General features: G+C 67.8%; 17 protein-coding genes. 9 read left to right on the top strand and 8 right to left on the bottom strand.

Going from position 1 to position 18501, the window contains the following annotated elements; genetic code table 11:
* Positions 1-397: 397 nt before the first annotated feature.
* The 7 genes from FNH08_RS22000 to FNH08_RS21965 all read left to right on the top strand — a co-directional run bounded on the left by FNH08_RS22000 (position 398) and on the right by FNH08_RS21965 (position 9773).
* On the top strand, positions 398-1261 hold the full coding sequence (locus FNH08_RS22000) for an FhaA domain-containing protein (RefSeq protein ID WP_152773205.1): 864 nt from the start codon (positions 398-400) through the stop codon (positions 1259-1261).
* Positions 1262-1271: 10 nt separating this feature from the next.
* Positions 1272-1793 (top strand): FHA domain-containing protein FhaB/FipA, encoded by a 522-nt coding sequence (locus tag FNH08_RS21995; RefSeq protein WP_152773204.1) that lies wholly within the window; start codon positions 1272-1274, stop codon positions 1791-1793.
* Between the two features lie 120 nt (positions 1794-1913).
* The gene (locus FNH08_RS21990; protein ID WP_228034272.1) at positions 1914-3443 is read left to right on the top strand and encodes a Stp1/IreP family PP2C-type Ser/Thr phosphatase; all 1530 of its coding nucleotides are present in this window, start codon (positions 1914-1916) and stop codon (positions 3441-3443) included.
* Positions 3444-3470: 27 nt separating this feature from the next.
* Positions 3471-4910, top strand: coding sequence for an FtsW/RodA/SpoVE family cell cycle protein (locus FNH08_RS21985; RefSeq protein WP_152773203.1), 1440 nt, complete (start codon positions 3471-3473; stop codon positions 4908-4910).
* Positions 4907-6373, top strand: coding sequence for a peptidoglycan D,D-transpeptidase FtsI family protein (locus tag FNH08_RS21980; protein ID WP_322725077.1), 1467 nt, complete (start codon positions 4907-4909; stop codon positions 6371-6373). Before FNH08_RS21985 ends, FNH08_RS21980 begins: the two co-directional genes overlap by 4 nt.
* A 169-nt stretch (positions 6374-6542) precedes the next feature.
* Complete coding sequence (pknB, locus tag FNH08_RS21970; RefSeq protein ID WP_152773202.1) at positions 6543-8522, top strand: Stk1 family PASTA domain-containing Ser/Thr kinase; 1980 nt, start codon at positions 6543-6545, stop codon at positions 8520-8522.
* Between the two features lie 276 nt (positions 8523-8798).
* Positions 8799-9773 (top strand): restriction endonuclease, encoded by a 975-nt coding sequence (locus FNH08_RS21965; protein WP_322725076.1) that lies wholly within the window; start codon positions 8799-8801, stop codon positions 9771-9773.
* A gap of 99 nt (positions 9774-9872) precedes the next feature.
* Here FNH08_RS21965 and FNH08_RS21960 read toward each other — a convergent pair whose 3' ends face one another.
* The 6 genes from FNH08_RS21960 to FNH08_RS21935 are packed head-to-tail and all read right to left on the bottom strand — an operon-like array spanning position 9873 to position 14557.
* Positions 9873-10661 carry a class E sortase gene (locus tag FNH08_RS21960; protein ID WP_407704429.1) on the bottom strand — a complete coding sequence of 263 codons (789 nt, stop codon included), beginning with the start codon at positions 10659-10661 and terminating at the stop codon, positions 9873-9875.
* 31 nt (positions 10662-10692) lie between these two features.
* Positions 10693-12150 (bottom strand): class E sortase, encoded by a 1458-nt coding sequence (locus tag FNH08_RS21955; RefSeq protein WP_322725074.1) that lies wholly within the window; start codon positions 12148-12150, stop codon positions 10693-10695.
* Positions 12147-12785 carry an aminodeoxychorismate/anthranilate synthase component II gene (locus tag FNH08_RS21950; protein ID WP_322725073.1) on the bottom strand — a complete coding sequence of 213 codons (639 nt, stop codon included), beginning with the start codon at positions 12783-12785 and terminating at the stop codon, positions 12147-12149. The genes FNH08_RS21955 and FNH08_RS21950 overlap by 4 nt, the downstream gene beginning before the upstream one ends.
* Positions 12782-12979: a hypothetical protein gene (locus FNH08_RS21945; RefSeq protein WP_194238562.1), complete on the bottom strand. Its 198-nt coding sequence runs from the start codon at positions 12977-12979 to the stop codon at positions 12782-12784. Before FNH08_RS21945 ends, FNH08_RS21950 begins: the two co-directional genes overlap by 4 nt.
* Positions 12980-12997: 18 nt before the next feature.
* The gene (locus FNH08_RS21940; RefSeq protein ID WP_322725072.1) at positions 12998-13720 is read right to left on the bottom strand and encodes a class E sortase; all 723 of its coding nucleotides are present in this window, start codon (positions 13718-13720) and stop codon (positions 12998-13000) included.
* 24 nt (positions 13721-13744) lie between these two features.
* Positions 13745-14557 carry a DUF881 domain-containing protein gene (locus tag FNH08_RS21935; RefSeq protein WP_152773198.1) on the bottom strand — a complete coding sequence of 271 codons (813 nt, stop codon included), beginning with the start codon at positions 14555-14557 and terminating at the stop codon, positions 13745-13747.
* A gap of 141 nt (positions 14558-14698) precedes the next feature.
* Between FNH08_RS21935 and crgA the strand changes: the two genes are divergently transcribed.
* Positions 14699-14953: a cell division protein CrgA gene (gene crgA, locus FNH08_RS21930; protein WP_131561849.1), complete on the top strand. Its 255-nt coding sequence runs from the start codon at positions 14699-14701 to the stop codon at positions 14951-14953.
* 310 nt (positions 14954-15263) lie between these two features.
* Here the strand turns inward: crgA and FNH08_RS21925 are convergent, their stop codons facing one another.
* Together FNH08_RS21925 and FNH08_RS21920 are read right to left on the bottom strand one after the other, a co-directional pair.
* Entirely contained in the window at positions 15264-16178 is a 915-nt protein-coding gene (locus FNH08_RS21925; protein ID WP_407704428.1) for a rhomboid family intramembrane serine protease, read from the bottom strand.
* A 178-nt stretch (positions 16179-16356) separates the two neighbouring features.
* Positions 16357-16890 (bottom strand): peptidylprolyl isomerase, encoded by a 534-nt coding sequence (locus FNH08_RS21920; RefSeq protein WP_322725071.1) that lies wholly within the window; start codon positions 16888-16890, stop codon positions 16357-16359.
* A gap of 523 nt (positions 16891-17413) precedes the next feature.
* Between FNH08_RS21920 and FNH08_RS21915 the strand changes: the two genes are divergently transcribed.
* Positions 17414-18115, top strand: a complete 702-nt coding sequence (locus FNH08_RS21915; protein WP_322725070.1) for a DUF5324 family protein — start codon at positions 17414-17416, stop codon at positions 18113-18115.
* Positions 18116-18501: the final 386 nt, after the last annotated feature.

Below are 18501 nucleotides of genomic sequence, written 5' to 3'. Positions count from 1 at the left end.
GCACCACCCTCCGCGCCGACCGCCCGCCCGTGTGCAGCGCCACACGTCTTCGCATGTATCAACGTGTCCCGGTTCACGTATCAACCTCGTACCGGTCCCGGCCATCTCCCCACGAGGCGGACAGGGTCCGCAGCCAGGTGCGGGACACTGGTCTCGCACCCCCTCTACGATCCTTGGCAGAAACGTCGGCAGGAAGTTCGGCAAGGAGTTCGGCAGCAGTACGGCAGGAAGAGTTCGAAGGGGTGCTCCACAGGGAATCCGGCAGGGGACTTCAGTGGGCGTCGACACCCGTCGACCGGGCCGACAGGGGGAACCAGCCGATTTCCCGGCGCGTGGATACGATCAGTAAGCAGTACGGACGCAGGATGCAGGACGGCAACGAAGGAGGAGGTGCCCCATGGGAGTCCTGAAGAAGTTCGAGCAACGCCTCGAAGGTCTGGTCAACGGCACCTTCGCCAAGGTGTTCAAGTCCGAGGTCCAGCCGGTCGAGATCGCCGGCGCACTCCAGCGGGAGTGCGACAACAACGCGACGATCTGGAACCGCGACAGGACCGTCGTCCCCAACGACTTCATCGTGGAGCTGAGCACACCGGACTACGAGCGTCTCAGCCCCTACTCCGGCCAGCTCGGCGACGAGCTCGCCAGCATGGTGCGCGACTACGCCAAGCAGCAGCGCTACACCTTCATGGGCACCATCAAGGTCCACCTGGAGAAGGCGGACGACCTCGACACCGGCCTGTACCGGGTACGCAGCCGTACGCTCGCCTCCTCCAGCAGCCAGCAGGCTCCCGCGTCCGCCCCGTCCGGCGGCCGCCCCGGAGCAGGCGGCGGAGGCGGCGGAGGCGGCTACGGCTACCCGCCGGCCGCCGCGCCCGCGGGCGCCCCGCCCATGCCGTCCGCGCCGCCGCCCGGCTCACGCCCCGGCGCCGCGCCCTACGGCCAGCGGCCCTCCGGCGGGCCCGCCCCCGCGGCGGGCGGGCGCACGCGCCACTGGGTCGAGATCAACGGCAACCGCCATCAGATCTCCCGCTCGACGCTGGTGCTGGGCCGCAGCACCGAAGCCGACGTGCGGATCGACGACCCCGGCGTATCACGCCGGCACTGTGAGATCCGGACCGGAACGCCCTCGACGATCCAGGATCTCGGGTCCACCAACGGCATCGTGGTGGACGGGCAGCACACCACCCGCGCTACGCTCCGCGACGGCTCGCGGATCGTCGTGGGCAGCACCACCATCATTTACCGGCAAGCCGAAGGGTGAAGCGGGGGCAATGTCAGAGCTGACCCTCACGGTCATGCGGCTGGGTTTCCTGGCCGTACTGTGGCTGTTCGTGATCGTGGCCGTGCAGGTCATCCGCAGCGACCTGTTCGGTACGCGCGTCACCCAGCGCGGGTCCAGGCGTGAGAGTGCGCGGCCGCAGCAGGCCGCGCGCCAGGCACCTCCGCAGCAGCGCGGCCAGCAGTCCGGCGGTGGCGGCGGCGGCCGCCAGCGCCGTGGCGCCCCCAGCAAGCTCGTCGTCTCCGAGGGCACCCTCACGGGCACGACGGTCACGCTGCAGGGGCAGACCATCACACTGGGCCGCGCCCACGACAGCACCATCGTGCTGGACGACGACTACGCCTCCAGCAGGCATGCCAGGATCTACCCGGACCGTGACGGCCAGTGGATCGTCGAGGACCTCGGATCCACCAACGGCACGTACCTCGACCGGAACCGACTGACGACTCCCACGCCGATTCCGCTGGGCGCGCCGATCCGCATCGGCAAAACCGTCATCGAGCTGCGGAAGTAGTACGACAATGAGCGAGCGGAGCGAGCACGCAACGGTGGTCCACACTCCGGACCCCGGCGCGCTCCCGACCGGAGGGTGGGCACCGTGCGGATGTACCCGGAGCCGACAGGCGAGGTGCGCATGAGTCTGTCACTGCGCTTCGCCGCCGGATCGCACAAAGGCATGATCCGCGAGGGCAACGAGGACTCGGGTTACGCGGGACCACGCCTGCTCGCGATCGCCGACGGCATGGGCGGCCAGGCCGCCGGCGAGGTGGCCTCCTCCGAGGTGATCTCCACCATCGTCGCCCTCGACGACGACGTGCCCGGCTCCGACATCCTCACCTCGCTCGGCACCGCCGTACAGCGCGCCAACGACCAGCTGCGCATGATGGTCGAGGAGGACCCCCAGCTCGAGGGCATGGGCACCACCCTGACCGCCCTGCTGTGGACCGGACAGCGCCTCGGCCTCGTCCACGTCGGCGACTCCCGCGCGTACCTCCTGCGGGACGGCGTCCTCACCCAGATCACGCAGGACCACACCTGGGTGCAGCGCCTCGTCGACGAGGGACGCATCACGGAAGAGGAAGCCACCACCCACCCGCAGCGCTCCCTGCTGATGCGCGCGCTGGGCAGCGGCGACCACGTCGAGCCCGACCTCTCCATCCGTGAGGTCCGCGCCGGCGACCGCTACCTGATCTGCTCCGACGGCCTGAGCGGCGTCGTGTCCCACCAGACGATGGAGGACACCCTCGCCAGCTACCAGGGCCCCCAGGAGACCGTGCAGGAGCTGATCCAGCTCGCCCTGCGCGGCGGCGGCCCGGACAACATCACGGTCATCGTGGCCGACGTCCTCGACATCGACTCCGGCGACACCCTCGCCGGCCAGCTCTCCGACACCCCCGTCGTGGTGGGCGCGGTCGCCGAGAACCAGCACCAGCTGCACGACAACGGCGCCATGCAGACCCCGGCCGGCCGCGCGGCCAGCCTCGGCCGCCAGGTGCCCGGACAGGGCGGGGGCGGCGAGTTCGGCCCGCCCGGCTCCGGCGACACCACCGGCTACGTCCCGTCGGACAGCTTCGGCTCGTACTCCGACGACGACTTCGTCAAGCCGCGCAAGAAGCGCAAGTGGCTGAAGAGATCGTTCTACTCCCTGCTCGCCGTCGCCGTGATCGGCGGCGGCAGCTACGGCGGCTACCGGTGGACGCAGACGCAGTACTACGTCGGCGCCAACGAGACCCACGTCGCGCTCTACCGCGGCATCAGCCAGGACCTCGCCTGGGTCTCGCTCTCGAAGGTCGAGAAGGACCACCCCGAGATCGAACTCAAGTACCTGCCGCCGTACCAGCAGAACCAGGTCAAGGCCACCATCGCCGAAGGCGGACTGAAGGACGCCCAGGCCAAGATCGACGAGCTTTCCACCCAGGCGTCCGCGTGCAAGAAGGACGCTGAGCGCCGCGAGGCCGAGAGCCGTAATAACTCAAAGACGGGCGAGGGCGAGGCCGGAGGGGTCACGGGAACCACTCGGTCCTCCCTCACGTCAAAGGCATCACCGTCACCGACGTCGAAGCCATCGGGGTCAGCGACGCCATCACCCACACCGACACCCACACCCGGCCCCAGCCTCTCCGAGGAGGAGCAGAAGCTGGTCTCGCTGTGCGGGAAGCAGTAGGCAAGCCGTGAGGGGCCTCGTCACACGATGAGCAGTACTACCAACCCATCGACGCACCACACGTCCACGATCGGCGCCATCGGCGCACCGAGCCGGCGCAACACCGAGCTCGCGCTGCTGGTGTTCGCCGTCGTGATCCCCGTGTTCGCCTACGCCAACGTGGGCCTCGCCATCAACGACGAGGTCCCCACCGGCCTGCTCGGCTACGGGCTCGGGCTCGGTCTGCTCGCGGGCGTGGGCCACCTGGTCGTCAGAAAGTTCGCCGCCTACGCAGACCCACTGCTGCTGCCACTGGCCACGCTGCTCAACGGGCTCGGCCTGGTGATCATCTGGCGCCTCGACCAGTCGGAGAGACTCCAACAGCTGGCCAAGAGCGCCTACGGGGTCTTCACACCGTCGGCCCCGAAGCAGCTGATGTTCGCGGCCGCGGGTCTGGCACTGTTCGTCGCGGTCCTCGTCTTCCTCAAGGACCACCGCGTCCTGCAGCGCTACACCTACATCTCGATGGCCGCCGCCATCGTGCTGCTGCTCCTGCCACTGGTACCCGGCCTCGGAGCCGACACCTTCGGCGCCAAGATCTGGATCAGGATCCCCGGCGCGGGCACCATCCAGCCCGGAGAGTTCGCGAAGATCATCATTGGGATCTTCTTCTCCGGCTACCTCATGGTGAAGCGGGACGCGCTGGCGCTGGCCAGCCGCCGCTTCATGGGCCTGTACCTGCCGCGCGGCCGTGACCTCGGCCCGATCATCACGATCTGGGCCGTCAGCCTGCTCATCCTGGTCTTCGAGAACGACCTCGGAACGTCGCTGCTGTTCTTCGGCATGTTCGTGATCATGCTGTACGTCGCCACCGAGCGCACCAGCTGGATCGTGATCGGTCTGCTGATGTCCGCCGCCGGCGCCGTCGGCGTGGCCTCGTTCGCCGGCCACGTCCAGGCCCGTGTCAACGCCTGGCTCGACCCCTGGAGCTGCTACCAGGACTCCGACGCCTGCTTCCAGATCGGCCAGTCGATCATGGCCTTCGGATCCGGCGGCGTCATGGGCACCGGGCTCGGCCAGGGCAACTCCGACCTGATCGGCTTCGCCGCCAACTCCGACTTCATCTTCTCCACCGTCGGCGAGGAAATGGGCCTGGCCGGCGTCATGGCCTTCCTCCTGCTGTACGGCCTGATCATCGAGCGGGGTGTGCGCACCGCGCTGGCCGCCCGCGATCCCTTCGGCAAACTGTTCGCGATCGGCCTGTCCGGCGCCTTCGCCCTACAGGTCTTCGTCGTCGCGGGCGGCGTCATGGGCCTGATCCCCCTGACCGGTATGACCATGCCGTGGCTCGCCGCCGGTGGTTCCTCCGTGATCGCGAACTGGGCGCTGATCGGCATCCTGATCCGCATCAGCGACACGGCCCGCCGCCCGGCGCCCACTCCCGCCGCCAACCCTGACGCCGAGATGACCCAGGTGGTCCGACCGTGAACAAGCCCCTGCGCCGAATCGCGATCTTCTGCGGGCTCCTCGTCCTCGCCCTGCTCATCCGCGACAACTGGATCCAGTACGTCCAGGCGGACTCCCTGCAGACACGCGAGGAGAACCGCCGCGTCTCCATCGAGCGGTACGCCACCCCGCGCGGCAACATCATCGTCGACGGCAAGGCCATCACCGGGTCCGTAGCCACCGAGGGCACCGACTTCAAGTACAAGCGGACCTGGAAGAACGGCGAGATGTGGGCGCCCGTCACCGGGTACGCCTCCCAGGCCGTCGGCGCCACCCAGCTGGAGAACCTCGAGGACGGCATCCTCACCGGCAACGACGACCGGCTCTTCTTCCGCAACACCCTCGACATGATGACGGGCAAGAAGAAGGAGGGCGGCAGCGTCGTCACCACCCTCAACGCCGCCGCACAGAAGGCGGCCTTCGACGGGCTCGGCGACAAGAAGGGCGCCGTCGCCGCGATCGACCCGTCCACGGGCGCGATCCTCGCGCTGGCCTCCACCCCCTCGTACGACCCCAGCTCGTTCGCCGGCATCAGCTCGAAGGACGGCGAGACCTTCACGAAGCTGGACAAGAACAAGGACAAGCCGATGCTGAACCGGGCGCTGCGCGAGACGTACCCGCCCGGCTCGACCTTCAAGGTGGTCACCGCCGCCGCCGCGCTGGAGAACGGCAAGGTCGACGGCATCGACGAGCGCACCGACAGCCCGGACCCGTACCAGCTGCCCCAGTCCACGACCCCGCTGACCAACGAGCACGGCGACTGCGAGAACGCCAACCTGCGCTACGCGCTGATGGTGTCCTGCAACACGGTGTTCGCCAAGCTCAGCGACAGCGTCGGCAACGAGGGGATGATCAAGCAGGCCGAGAAGTTCGGCTTCAACAACGCCGAGCTCGACACCCCCGTCCGCGCCGCCGAGAGCATCTACCCCGAGGACAACCGGCCGCAGAACGCCATGGACGGCATCGGCCAGGCCTCCAACCGCGCCACCCCGCTGCAGATGGCCATGGTCGCCTCCGCGGTCGCCAACGACGGCAAGCTGATGAAGCCGTACATGGTCGACCAGCTGCGGGCCTCGAACCTCGACGTCATCGAGACGCACGAGCCCGAGGAGCTCTCGCAGGCCGTCTCCGGTGAGACCGCCCAGAAGCTCCAGGAAATGATGGAGACCGTCGTCAACGACCCGCAGGGCACCGGCGGCAAGGCGAAGATCTCCGGCGTCACCGTCGGCGGCAAGACCGGTACCGCCCAGCACGGCCTCAACAACAGTGAGAAGCCGTACGCGTGGTTCATCTCCTACGCCAAGACCAGCGACGGCGGCTCGCCCGTCGCCGTGGCCGTCGTCGTCGAGGACGGCAGCGCCAACCGTGACGACATCTCGGGTGGCGGTCTCGCCGGCCCCATCGCAAGGGACGTGATGAAGGCAGTCATCGACAGTAAGAAGTGACCCTCGTCACGTCGCCTTCGCAACAGCGCACGTTGCGATACCGGTCCTGTATCGAGTGACGCGACCCACCAGGTCACCCAGAGCGAGCCGGGTACCGTATGCCCGGACAGCACACCGCCGGACCACACGTGGGTGCGGTCGGGACCGACGGAGAGGGCTGGTAGGAGCTATGGAAGAGCCGCGTCGCCTCGGCGGCCGGTACGAGCTGGGCCAGGTGCTCGGTCGTGGTGGCATGGCAGAGGTCTACCTCGCTATGGACACCCGCCTCGGCCGCACCGTGGCGGTGAAGACGCTGCGAGCGGACCTCGCACGCGACCCCACCTTCCAGGCCCGGTTCCGCCGGGAGGCCCAGTCGGCCGCCTCGCTCAACCACCCCGCGATCGTCGCGGTCTACGACACGGGCGAGGACTACATCGACGGGGTCTCGATCCCGTACATCGTCATGGAGTACGTCGACGGCTCCACGCTGCGTGAGCTCCTCCACTCCGGCCGCAAACTGCTGCCGGAGCGCGCCATGGAGATGACCGTCGGCATCCTCCAGGGCCTGGAGTACGCCCACCGCAACGGCATCGTCCACCGCGACATCAAGCCGGCCAACGTCATGCTGACGCGCACCGGCCAGGTCAAGGTCATGGACTTCGGCATCGCCCGCGCCATGGGCGACTCCGGCATGACGATGACGCAGACCTCGGCGGTCATCGGCACCGCCCAGTACCTGTCGCCCGAGCAAGCCAAGGGCGAGCAGGTGGACGCCCGCTCCGACCTGTACTCGACCGGCTGTCTGCTCTACGAGCTGCTGACGGTCCGCCCGCCCTTCGTGGGCGACTCCCCGGTCGCGGTGGCGTACCAGCACGTACGGGAAGAAGCCCAGCCCCCTTCGGTCTTCGACCCCGAGATCACGCCCGAGATGGACGCGATCGTGCTGAAGGCACTGGTCAAGGACCCGGACTACCGCTACCAGTCCGCCGACGAGATGCGCGCCGACATCGAGGCATGTCTCGACGGCCAGCCCGTCGCGGCCACCGCGGCCATGGGCTCCGTCGGCTACGGCGCCTACCCGGACGACCAGCCGACGACAGCGCTGCGCGCCACGGAGGCGGGCGCGACCACCATGCTGCCGCCGATCCCGGACGAGGGCGGCTTCGGGTATGACGACCACCATGGCCGACGCCGCCCGAAGAAGAACAACACCTCGACGATCCTGCTGGTCGTCGCCGGTGTCCTGGTCCTCGTCGGCGCGATCCTGATCGGCAAGTGGGCCTTCAGCGGCGGCGCCGGCACCAGCGACACCGTCGCCACCCCCAACTTCATCGGCGCCACCCAGAACGAAGCCGAGCGGATGGCGAACAACGTCGACCTGAAGGTGGACGTCACCAAGAAGGCCTGCGAGGACCAGAAGAAGGGCAACGTCTGCGAGCAGGACCCGAGCCCCAAGACCGACGTCAAGAAGGGCGAGACGATCAACCTGGTGGTCTCGACGGGCGCCCCCAAGGTGGCGGTACCCAGCGTCATCGGCGACGACGTCGACGAGGCCCGGCAGACGCTCGAGGGCGACAAGTACCAGTTCAAGGTCGAGACGAAGGCGAAGGAGTCCCCGGAGGACCCTGGCAAGGTCCTGGAGCAGGACCCGACCTCCGGCACGGAGCTCGAGAAGGGCTCCACGATCACCCTCATCATCGCCAAGGAAGAGGCGAAGTCCACGGTCCCGGACGTCACCGGCCAGACCTGTGACGAGGCCAAGGCGAGGATGCAGGAGAACGACCTCACGGGCACCTGCACCGAGGTCGACACCCAGGACGACAACCTCGTCGGCAAGGTCATCTCCACCTCCCCCGCGGCCAACACCTCGGTCGACAAGAACTCCACGGTGACCATCCAGGTCGGCAAGAAGGCCGAGCAGGAGGTCGTCACGGTCCCGAACGTGACCGGCCAGCGCCTGGAGGACGCCAAGGACGCCCTGGAGGACCTGGGTCTGCAGGTGAACATCCAGGGCTCCCAGAACGACGACGCCCTCGTCGTCACCCAGAACCCCGGCGCCAACAGCCAGGTCCCCGAAGGCACAGCGGTGACCCTCCAGACCCTGGACCAGGGCGGCAACAACGGAGGCAACAACGGGGGCGGCGGCTTCTTCGGAGGCGCCGGCGGCTAGGGATGACACACCGCCCGTACCGCTGAGACACGACGGAGCCCCGGTCCCCTTCTTGAGAGGGGACCGGGGCTCCGTCGTGCCAGCGCGCGCGAGCAAGCTGATCCGACCATCAGTACGGAATTCGTCCGCATCTTCATACTCATCGACTCGTTGGAGAGATGGGGGTGGGGAATGACGTCTCCGCCCCGTGGACGAGCAGAGGGACAGAGCGTGATCAACGAAACGGCTCTACTGGAGTCGAAAACCCTGCGCGACAGCGTGCTGGACAGGACAGACGTGCTTGACAGAGTGAAGGCACTGTCGTTGCTGCCGGACGGCATGCATGTCACGACGGCGATGGTGGCGACGTACTTCGGTGTCACCGCCGAAGTCATCCGACAGTTGGTGAAGCGCCATCGTGAAGAGCTGCAGATCAACGGTCTGATCGTGCTACGTGGCGCTGACCTGCGAAAGTTCGAGAGTGACAACATGTCACTCTCGCTGGAGAGTTATCCACAGGCTCGTCGGAGTCTCACCATCTACTCCCGTCGAGCAGTGCTCAACATCGCCATGCTCCTCCGCGACAGCGAGGTCGCTCGCCAAGTACGTTCCTACCTCCTCGACATGGAGTACCTGGCCCGTAGGCGGCCCGCGGAGAGTTCTGTCCCAACAGAGGGACTCTCCCTCGACGACCGCATCGACCAACGCATCACCCACATCCTCGGCAAGACCGTCGTCCCCATGTTCAACGCCCTGATCGAGACATCAGGCGAGCACCGCCGCGAACTCCTCTCGCTCCGCGAGGACATCGAGAACGTCGAGCGGAAACTGTGCTGGCACCACCAGCGGGTCAGCACCCTCGAAGGAGACGCCCCGACGGACCAGGTCAGGGCCTCCATCAAGGCCATGACCTGGCAGGCATTCGAACGCCACGTCGCCGATCTGCTGCGCCGGGACGACTGCACAGATGTCGTCGTACGACAGGCCCGCAGTGACCGCGGCATCGACATCACCGGACGCACACCCGACGGACGCACCGTCGCCGTCCAGTGCAAGAACCGAACCGGCCGCTCGCTCGTCCCCAGTGCCGACATGCAGAAGTTCGCCGGTGCCTCACGCGCCATCGACCGCTTCGACCTCGCACTGTTCGTCGCCACCTGCGAGTTCAGCCGAGAAGCCCAGGCGATCGCAGATCTGAGCGGGGTCGTCACCGTGAGCCGAAGCGAGCTGGAGGAGTGGAGCGCCGGAGTGCGTCTCAGGGCACTGCGATAGGCCGTAGCGCAGAAAGAGGCCTGAAGCCGCAAAGGCAAGTTGCGGCTTCAGGCCTCAGCCATGCTAGGTGACTGAGCTCCCGATAGGAGCTCAGTCACCTCACCGCAACTCCTTCGGCAACGTCCGATCCGCATCCACCTTCTCCACCCGCTCCAACTCCCCCCACACGATGTACCGATACGTGGACGTGTACACCGGCGTGCAGGTCGTCAGCGTGATGTAGTGGCCCGCCTTCTTCCTGCCCGACTCCTTCGGGATGGGCGCCAGGACCTTGACGTTGAACTTCGAGGTCTCCGGGAGGATCGCGTAGACCTTGTAGACGTACCAGTCGTCCTTCGTCTCGAAGACGATCGGGTCGCCCTTCCTGATCTTGTCGATCTTGTGGAACTTGGCGCCGTGGCCGTCACGGTGCGCGGCGATGGAGAAGTTGCCGTTCTTGCCGCTGGTCGGGAGGGTCGCCTTGACGGGGTCGGTGTAGTAGCCGGCCACGCCGTCGTTCAGCAGTTTGGTCGACGTGCCCTTACGGACCAGGATCTCGCCCTTCGACATCGACGGGACATGCAGGAAGCCGATGCCGTTCTTGGTGTTCAAGGCCCCGGGGCCGGTGTCCCGGTCCTCCGCGTGCGCCCAGGTGTCACGGACCTTGTCGCCCTGCTTGTCCGCGGCGCGATCGGCGACGACGTTCGTCCACCACAGCGAGTAGACGACGAACAGGCCGAGTACCAAACCCGCCGTGATGAGGAGCTCGCCGAAGACGCTGACCGCCATCGCGATCCGGCCCATACGACGACGGCGCGGCGCCGCCGCCGAGGACGCGGGCACGTCGTCGGCCCGCTCGTCCTGCTTCTCGTGCTGCTCCCCGTGTCCGGTGGTCGCTGCCACTTCAATCTGCCCCGTCTGTTCCAGGTACCGCGGGCTCCTACTGGACGAGCGCGTCCGGTTTGCCCTTGCTGCGCGGCCGTTCCTCAACCATCTTGCCCCACACGATCATCCGGTACTTACTGGTGAACTCCGGAGTGCAGGTGGTGAGAGTGATGTAGCGCCCCGCCTTCGTGAAACCGGACCCCTGGGGGATCGGGTCGAGAACACTGACGTTCGAAGGTGAGGTCACCGGCAGGATCGAGGCCATGTCGTAGACGTAGTACTTGTCCTGTGTCTCGACCACGATCGGATCGCCCGGCTTGAGACGGTTGATGTACCGGAACGGCTCGCCGTGCGTGTTGCGGTGCCCCGCGACGCCGAAGTTGCCCGTCTTGTCCCCGGGCATCGCCGTCTTGATGCTGTTCTCGTCGTAGTGCCCGACCATGCCGCGGTCCAGGACCTTGGACTTGCTGATGCCCTCGGCGATCGGCACGACCACGTCCAGCTTCGGAATGTGCAGGATCGCGAAACCCTGCCCGGGCTCGAACGCTCCGGGCGCGCGCTTGCCACTCGCCCACTCCTGCTGAAGGCTGTTCGCCTCCTTGCCCGCCTGCGCGTGCGCCCGGATGTTCGACCACCACAGCTGGTAGGTCACGAACAGCAGCATCACCACGCCCGTGGTGATGAACACCTCACCGATCAGCCGGCTCGCGAGGACGCCCGCGCTCGGCTTGTTCGCCCGCGCCGCACGCCGGGCCTCCACCCGGGACCGAGGTGCCGCTAAGGGCGGCCCTTCGGCCTTCTCGCCGTCCTGGGCGCTGTGGGCGCCATGCCGGGCCCTTCGGCGGGCTCCCGGGGCGTCCTGAGCCGCTCCAGCGCCTCCCTCGGCGGCGTGAGCGCCTCCCGCGCCCCCATGCCGCCCATGACGCTTCGCGGCCTTCCTGCGGGCCGCACGGCCGCCGGGGGCGGGAGCGGTTGCGGAAGAGGCAGCGGCAGCGGCAGCGGCAGCGGCAGCGGCAGCGGGGGATATCGGCTCGTCGGCCGCACCCGCCGCGCGCCGCGCGTCCTCCACGCGCAGCGCCATCGTCTCCTCGTCGACCGGCAGCGGCCGGTACCCGGCCGCCTCCTCGTCGACCACCGGGTGTTCGAGCCCCTCCGCGGTGTACGCGTCATCGTGGGGCGCCTGCGGGTGCGTTCCGTACGACGCGGGGGGCGCGGACTCGTACGACGCCTGCGGCTGCGGCTGCGGCTGCGCGTACTGCTGCCCGGACCACTCCCCGCCGTACCACTCGGGCTGTGGCTCGGAAGACTCGAACCGTTCAGACGGCTCGAACAGTCCAGACGGCTCAAACGGTTCAGACGCTTCGGAAGCCGATCGGGGGCCGGGAGCCCCCGGCAGAGGATCCGTGAGCGGGTCCGACAGACCCTGGACCGCCGCCTCGAACGCGTCGGCTCCCCCATACGCGGCCTCGCCGCCGTAGGAGGAGCTGTCGCGCTCGGGGCGCAGCGCCGTCACGCCGTGGCCCTGCCCACGACCGGCGCCAGCCCGGACGACCGGCCCACTGCCTCCCGATCTCCGCACTCCACCAGCCAGTTGGCGAGCATCCGGTGCCCGTGCTCCGTCAGCACCGACTCGGGATGGAACTGCACCCCCTCGACCAGCAGTTCACGATGCCTGAGCCCCATGATGATGCCGTCGTGCGTCCGCGCGGTGACCTCCAGCTCGGCCGGCACGGTCGTCGGCTCGGCCGCCAGCGAGTGGTAGCGCGTGGCCGTGAAGGGCGACGGCAGACCGGCGAAGACACCCCTGCCCTCGTGCTCCACCAACGACGTCTTGCCGTGCAGCAACTCGGGCGCGCGGTCCACGACACCGCCGTACGCCACCTGCATCGACTGCATCCCGAGGCAGACCCCGAAGACGGGCACCTCGGTCGCCGCGCAGTGGCGCACCATGTCGACGCAGACACCCGCCTGCTCGGGCGTGCCCGGACCGGGCGACAGCAGTACGCCGTCGAAGCCGTCCTGGGCGTGCGAGGTCGCCACCTCGTCGTTGCGCAGCACCTCGCACTCGGCACCCAGCTGGTACAGGTACTGGACCAGGTTGAAGACGAAGCTGTCGTAGTTGTCGACGACGAGGATCCGGGCGCTCACTGGTCGTTCACCGTCACATCGTTGAAGGGCAGCAGGGGCTCGGCCCAGGGGAAGACGTACTGGAAAAGGACATAGACCACGGCGAGGATCAGGACGATGGAAATCGACGCCTTCACCCATGCGTTCCCCGGCAGCTGCCGCCAGATCCAGCCGTACATGCCGTCCCTTCCGTCACACCACGGCACCAGACTCACGCCGTCTACACCACCAGACTAACGGCGCAACGCCTCCGGTTTCCCAGCCTCCACAGGCTGTGTGGAATCAAGATGCGCCCACACGATCAGCCGATGGCTGTGCCCCCACTCCGGTTCACAGGTCGTCAGCGTCAGATAACGACCCGGGCGGGTGTACCCGGACTTACGTGGGACAGGGTCGATCACCTCAATGTCCGTCGGCAGGGTTTTGTACGGTCCTTTGTCGATCCGATACGTGAACCAGGTCGTCCCGTCGGTCAGGACGACCGCGTCGCCGGCGCGCAGCTTGGGGAAGTCCTTGAAGGGATCACCGTACGTACGCCGGTGACCGGCCACGGAGAAGTTCCCCTTCTGCCCGAGCCGTGCCGTGTCGGCGTAGTGACCGAGCCCCTTCTTGAGCGTGTTCACCTCGGTGCCTTCGAGCACGGGCTTGTTCCACGTGAAACCAAGGCGGGGGATGTACATCAGGGCGAAGGGTTCCGCGTCCTTGTACGGTCCCGGCGTGGCCGGAGCCGCCGAGCTACCGGGCGCCGCCGAACTGCCGGGCGCCGTCGATCCCCCGGGCGCGGCCGAGGGCTTCACGTCCCCCCTGGCCCACTGCTCCTGGAGCCGGTCGACCTGACGGTCCATCGCACTGTCGGCCTTCACACCCGTCCAGAACAGCACATAGGCCACGAACAGCACGATCAGGGTGCCGACCGTGATGCACAGCTCGCTGACGGTCCTGACGATCACGCGCACCGGCACAGAGTCCCCCAGCGACTGCTACTCCACAGGCTTCGCGTAGTGCAGATCCACTGTGCCCGAGTAGCCGGGAAGAGTCACCGCCCCGTCCTCGGTGACTTTCCAGCCGAGCCCGTAGACGTTGACGTACACCATGTAGTTCTGGATCGCGGGGGAGGCGCTGAGGGCCTTCTGCAGCTTCTCCGGGTCACCGACCGCCTGGATCTTGTACGGGGGCGAGTAGACGCGGCCCTGGAGGATCAGGGTGTTGCCGACACAGCGCACGGCACTCGTGGAGATCAGCCGCTGGTCCATGACCTTGATGCCCTTGGCGCCGCCCTGCCACAGCGCGTTCACCACGGCCTGGAGATCCTGCTGGTGGATGACCAGGTAGTCGGGCTGCGGCTCCGGATAGCCGGGCAGCTTGGCCGTGGCGTCCGGCGGGGCGTCGTTGAGGGTGACCGTGAGGGCCTCCCCCTTGAGCTTCTGGGTGCCCGCGTTCTTCTCCAGCGCCTTCAGCCGGGCGTCCTCCGCCTCCGTGCTGCCGTTGTCGCGCTCGGCGAGTCCATCGACGTCGTCACGCAGGGCCGCGTTCGTCTCGTCGAGCTGACGGTTCTTCTGGCTGCGCTCGTGGATGAGGTCGGACAGCTTCAGCAGAGAGCTGTCCGTGCGGATGTTGGTGCCCTTGGCCGTGTTGAAGCTCGTGAAGAAGATCAGCCCGGCGAGGGCGAACACGGCGACAGTGAGCACCCGCACCGGCGGGAAACGGCGCGTGGCGGGCGGATCGGCCGGGCCGGAACCCTTCGTGGGCGGAGTGCCCTGACCCGATCCGGGTGTGTCGGCGGAATTGCTCAACGTACCCTTATCTCCTTCGGCGCCGCGGAAGCACTACGCTAACGGACGCCCGGGGGAGCATTCAGTGTCCCCTTGTACGCTGCCCCGGAGCCCGCCCCATTCCCTGCGCGGCCACGCAGCGCATCGACAGGAGAGACCCTCGTGCCGAAGTCACGTATCCGCAAGAAGGCCGACTACACCCCGCCGCCGACCAAGCAGGCGACGAACATCAAGCTGAACAGCCGCGGCTGGGTCGCCCCCGTCATGCTGGCCATGTTCCTCATCGGCCTCGCCTGGATCGTCGTCTTCTACGTCACCGACGGCTCACTGCCCATCGACTCGCTGGGCAACTGGAACATCGTGGTCGGTTTCGGCTTCATCGCGGCGGGATTCGGCGTCTCCACCCAGTGGAAGTAGCGCTCAGCGGCAGGTGACCCATGGGTCGCCACCTGGTGAACGCAGTTCTGCCCAGGACTATCCACTGAGTTATCCACAGGCGTTATCCACATGGGGAAAAGAAAGACCATCCAGGAAAGACGATCTGTGGATAACCCATCGGGTGTTGACGCCGGTACGACAGGCACACCGGCAGCCGCAAGCATGTTCGCCCCCTGCCTCACCTGCGGAAACACGGGTGAGCGACAGGGGGCACAGCTGTTCCCGCACCGTATGCACAAGATCCGCCACCGTCTGTGGACAACATGCCGCGGCCGGGTCGAGCGGCCCCTCAGGTGAGCTGAGCCGTCCTGACCAGCGTCATGACCACCGCGGCGACCAGCACCAGGGCACAGACGCCGTACTGGATCAGGGCGCGGCGTTCGCGCGGTGCGTGGACCATCGCGTACCCCATCGCGACACCGCCGACGAGGCCGCCGACGTGGGCTTCCCAGGAGATGTTGAACGCCGGGTTGAAGGTGAAGACCAGGTTGATCACCAGCAGCGCGATGATCGGCCGCATGTCGTACCGGAGCCGGCGCATGAGGACCGCGGTCGCGCCGAAGAGGCCGAAGATGGCGCCGGAGGCGCCGAGCGAGGGCTGGTTGGCGTCGGCGATCAGGTAGGTGAGCGCGCTGCCCGCGAGGCCGGAGACCAGGTAGAGCGTGAGGTAGCGGGCACGGCCGAGGGCCGCCTCCAGGGGGCCGCCGATCCACCACAGGCTGAGCATGTTGAACATGATGTGGACGTACCCGCTGTGCAGGAACATCGCCGTCAGCAGGCGGTACCACTGCCCGTCGGCGACGCCCTCGATCGAGCGGAGCTCCGGCACGTAGGCCAGGCCGATGAGGTCGAAGCGGTCGGTGAAGCGGTCGCCGAGGGAGAGCTGGAGCAGGAAGATCAGGAGGTTGATGCCGAGGAGGACCTTGGTGAGGAGCCGCGGGTCGGCGGTGACGGTGCCGCCCGCCAGGGTGCGCGGCTGGGAGGCGGTCGGGGCGTGGCCCGTGCCGGAGCCGTCGCGGACGCATTCGGGGCACTGGAAGCCCACGGAGGCGCTCACCATGCACTCCGGGCAGATGGGGCGCTCACAGCGGGTGCAGCGCACTCCGGTCTCGCGGTCCGGGTGCCGGTAGCACCCGGGCAGGCTGTGGGCGTCCTGCGGGCCCGGGTCCTGCGGGCCCTTCGGGCTGCCGGGCGCCTGGTCCACCATGGGGTCCCCTCATTCTCCGTACGTCGGCAGACGGTGGGCGTACAAGGGTCCGTACGCGCAACGCCGCGCCCCGCTCATCCTTACGGTTGAGCGGGGCGATTGGTTCCCTTCGGGGCTGTGCGGGCCCTTGCAGGGTGCTGCGAGCGGTTTGGGCCCGCCCTGGCGAACCTGGGGCTCAGCCCTGCCGGGTCTCGACGACGACGGACTCGATGACGACGTCGTTGACCGGGCGGTCGGTGCGGGGGTTGGTCTGCGTGGTCGCGATGGCGTCGATGACCTTCTGGCTGGCGGCGTCGACGACCTCGCCGAAGATGGTGTGCTTGCGGTTCAGCCAGGCCGTCGGGGAGACGGTGAGGAAGAACTGCGAGCCGTTGGTGCCCGGACCGGCGTTGGCCATGGCCAGCAGGTAGGGCTTGTCGAAGGCGAGGTCCGGGTGGAACTCGTCCTCGAACTGGTAGCCGGGACCGCCGGTGCCGTTGCCCAGCGGGTCTCCGCCCTGGATCATGAATCCACTGATCACCCGGTGGAAGACCGTGCCGTCGTAGAGCTTGTCCGTGGACTTCTTACCGGTTGCCGGGTTGGTCCACTCACGCTCGCCCTGGGCGAGCTCGACGAAGTTCCGGACCGTCTTGGGCGCGTGGTTCGGCAGCAGCCGCACCTCGATGTCGCCTTGGTTGGTCTTCAGGGTGGCGTAAAGCTGCTCAGCCACGATCTGCCTTCCGTTGTCCCTTTGTGACTCCCCTGATCCTCGCACGGACGGCGCCGGGCGTCGCCCGGCCGCCACATCCGAGCGAAGATCCGGGGATCGCGCTTGCGGTTTCGGGAAGGGGTACGTCCTGATTCCCCGGTCGTACTCGCTGAAAACCGATCGAGTGGCGCCGGACGGGAGCGCGTCACGACGATCCGTGGCATTGTCGTCGACAAGCGGCCGTTGCCCCGTATTCATCCGCTATTGCAGGTGATCGTCACTCCCGACCCATCACTCGCCCGCGCCGCGTCCGTACCGAACCCGCACCGAACCCCCATGGACATCTCACAGAACCCGTAACGGCCTCGGTATCGACCCCGTACCGGCTTCGGTGCACGCCCCGATCGTTCCCGTGCGGAGTCCGCTTCCGCATCTGGATGTGACCCGGATGCCCGTCCGCACATGCCCGGAAGCGTTTGGACAGGCATGATCCGTAAAAGGGTGGAAAGTCGAATTACCGTACGCCACCGAGGAGGAGGATCCCGTGACCCGCAAAGACAGCGTGCGCGCAGCGGCCGAGTCGGCGAAGAGCAACGTGCGGCACGCCGCGGAAGTGGTGGCGCCGTACGCCGACACGGCCAAGGACAGGGCTTCGCACTACTCGCACGAGGCGCGTGTGCGGCTCGCGCCCAGGGTGTCGCAGGCTGCGGAACAGGCCCGCCACCAGTACGGCGCCCATGTGGTTCCGCGTCTGGAACAGGCCCGTTCGCATGTGCCCCCGAAGGTCGACCACGCGGCTCACGAGGCCGCCATCAGGACTCGCAAGGCTGCCCGGCAGGCCGCCGTGTACACCGCGCCCCGCGTGGAGCGGGCCGTGGCCGCGGCCGGGCCCGTCCGGGACGAGGCCGCGTCCCGTGGTGCTGCCGCGCTGGCCGCGCTGCGCGGGCAGGTCTCGTCCCGGGAGGTCCAGAAGCTGGTCCGGCGGCAGCAGCGGCGGGCCAGGGCGGGCCGGGTCGTCAAGGGTCTGGCTGTGCTGGGTGCCCTCGCGGGCGGTGCCTTCGCCGCCTGGAAGTGGTGGGACAAACAGGCCAACCCTGACTGGCTGGTCGAACCCCCCGCCGCCACCGAGGTCCCTGACGGCGGTCATCTCACCTCGGTCGACGGCAGCGGTCAGTCCGTTCTGGACCCCGAGGTTCAGGCCAAGCAGGCCGAGGACGAGGCAGCGGACAGGGACGACCGCCGCTGATGCCGGCCCGCTGATTCCGACTGTCGGCGGCTGTCGGCGACTGTCGGGTGCGGCCCTTCCTATTCGTCCGCTCGCAACAGCGCTGTGGGGCAGGAGACTTGAGGATCTCCTGCCCCACAGCGCTGTTTCACGTGGAACATCCCTCCAGCGGAATGTGATGGTCCGATTGCGAAGGCCGACACCGGTGGATTCCTCGCCGTCAAGGTGACGCAGAACACAGTTTTCGCAAATGCGCACGTCATCACAGCCCATCCCGTCTCACCTCGGCACATGCCTCGCACGGCCTCCACCAGCACAGACGCAATCGCGACGGCCATCCGAACGGCCGTGGACGCTCTGGAGTGGGCCCCACGCCGGGTACACGAGGAAAAGGACCGGCCCGGTCG

Source organism: Streptomyces spongiae (assembly GCF_009377185.1).
GTDB lineage: Bacteria > Actinomycetota > Actinomycetes > Streptomycetales > Streptomycetaceae > Streptomyces > Streptomyces spongiae.
Note: the sequence above shows the minus strand (reverse complement) of the source record. Positions and strands in the feature narration are given on the sequence as shown.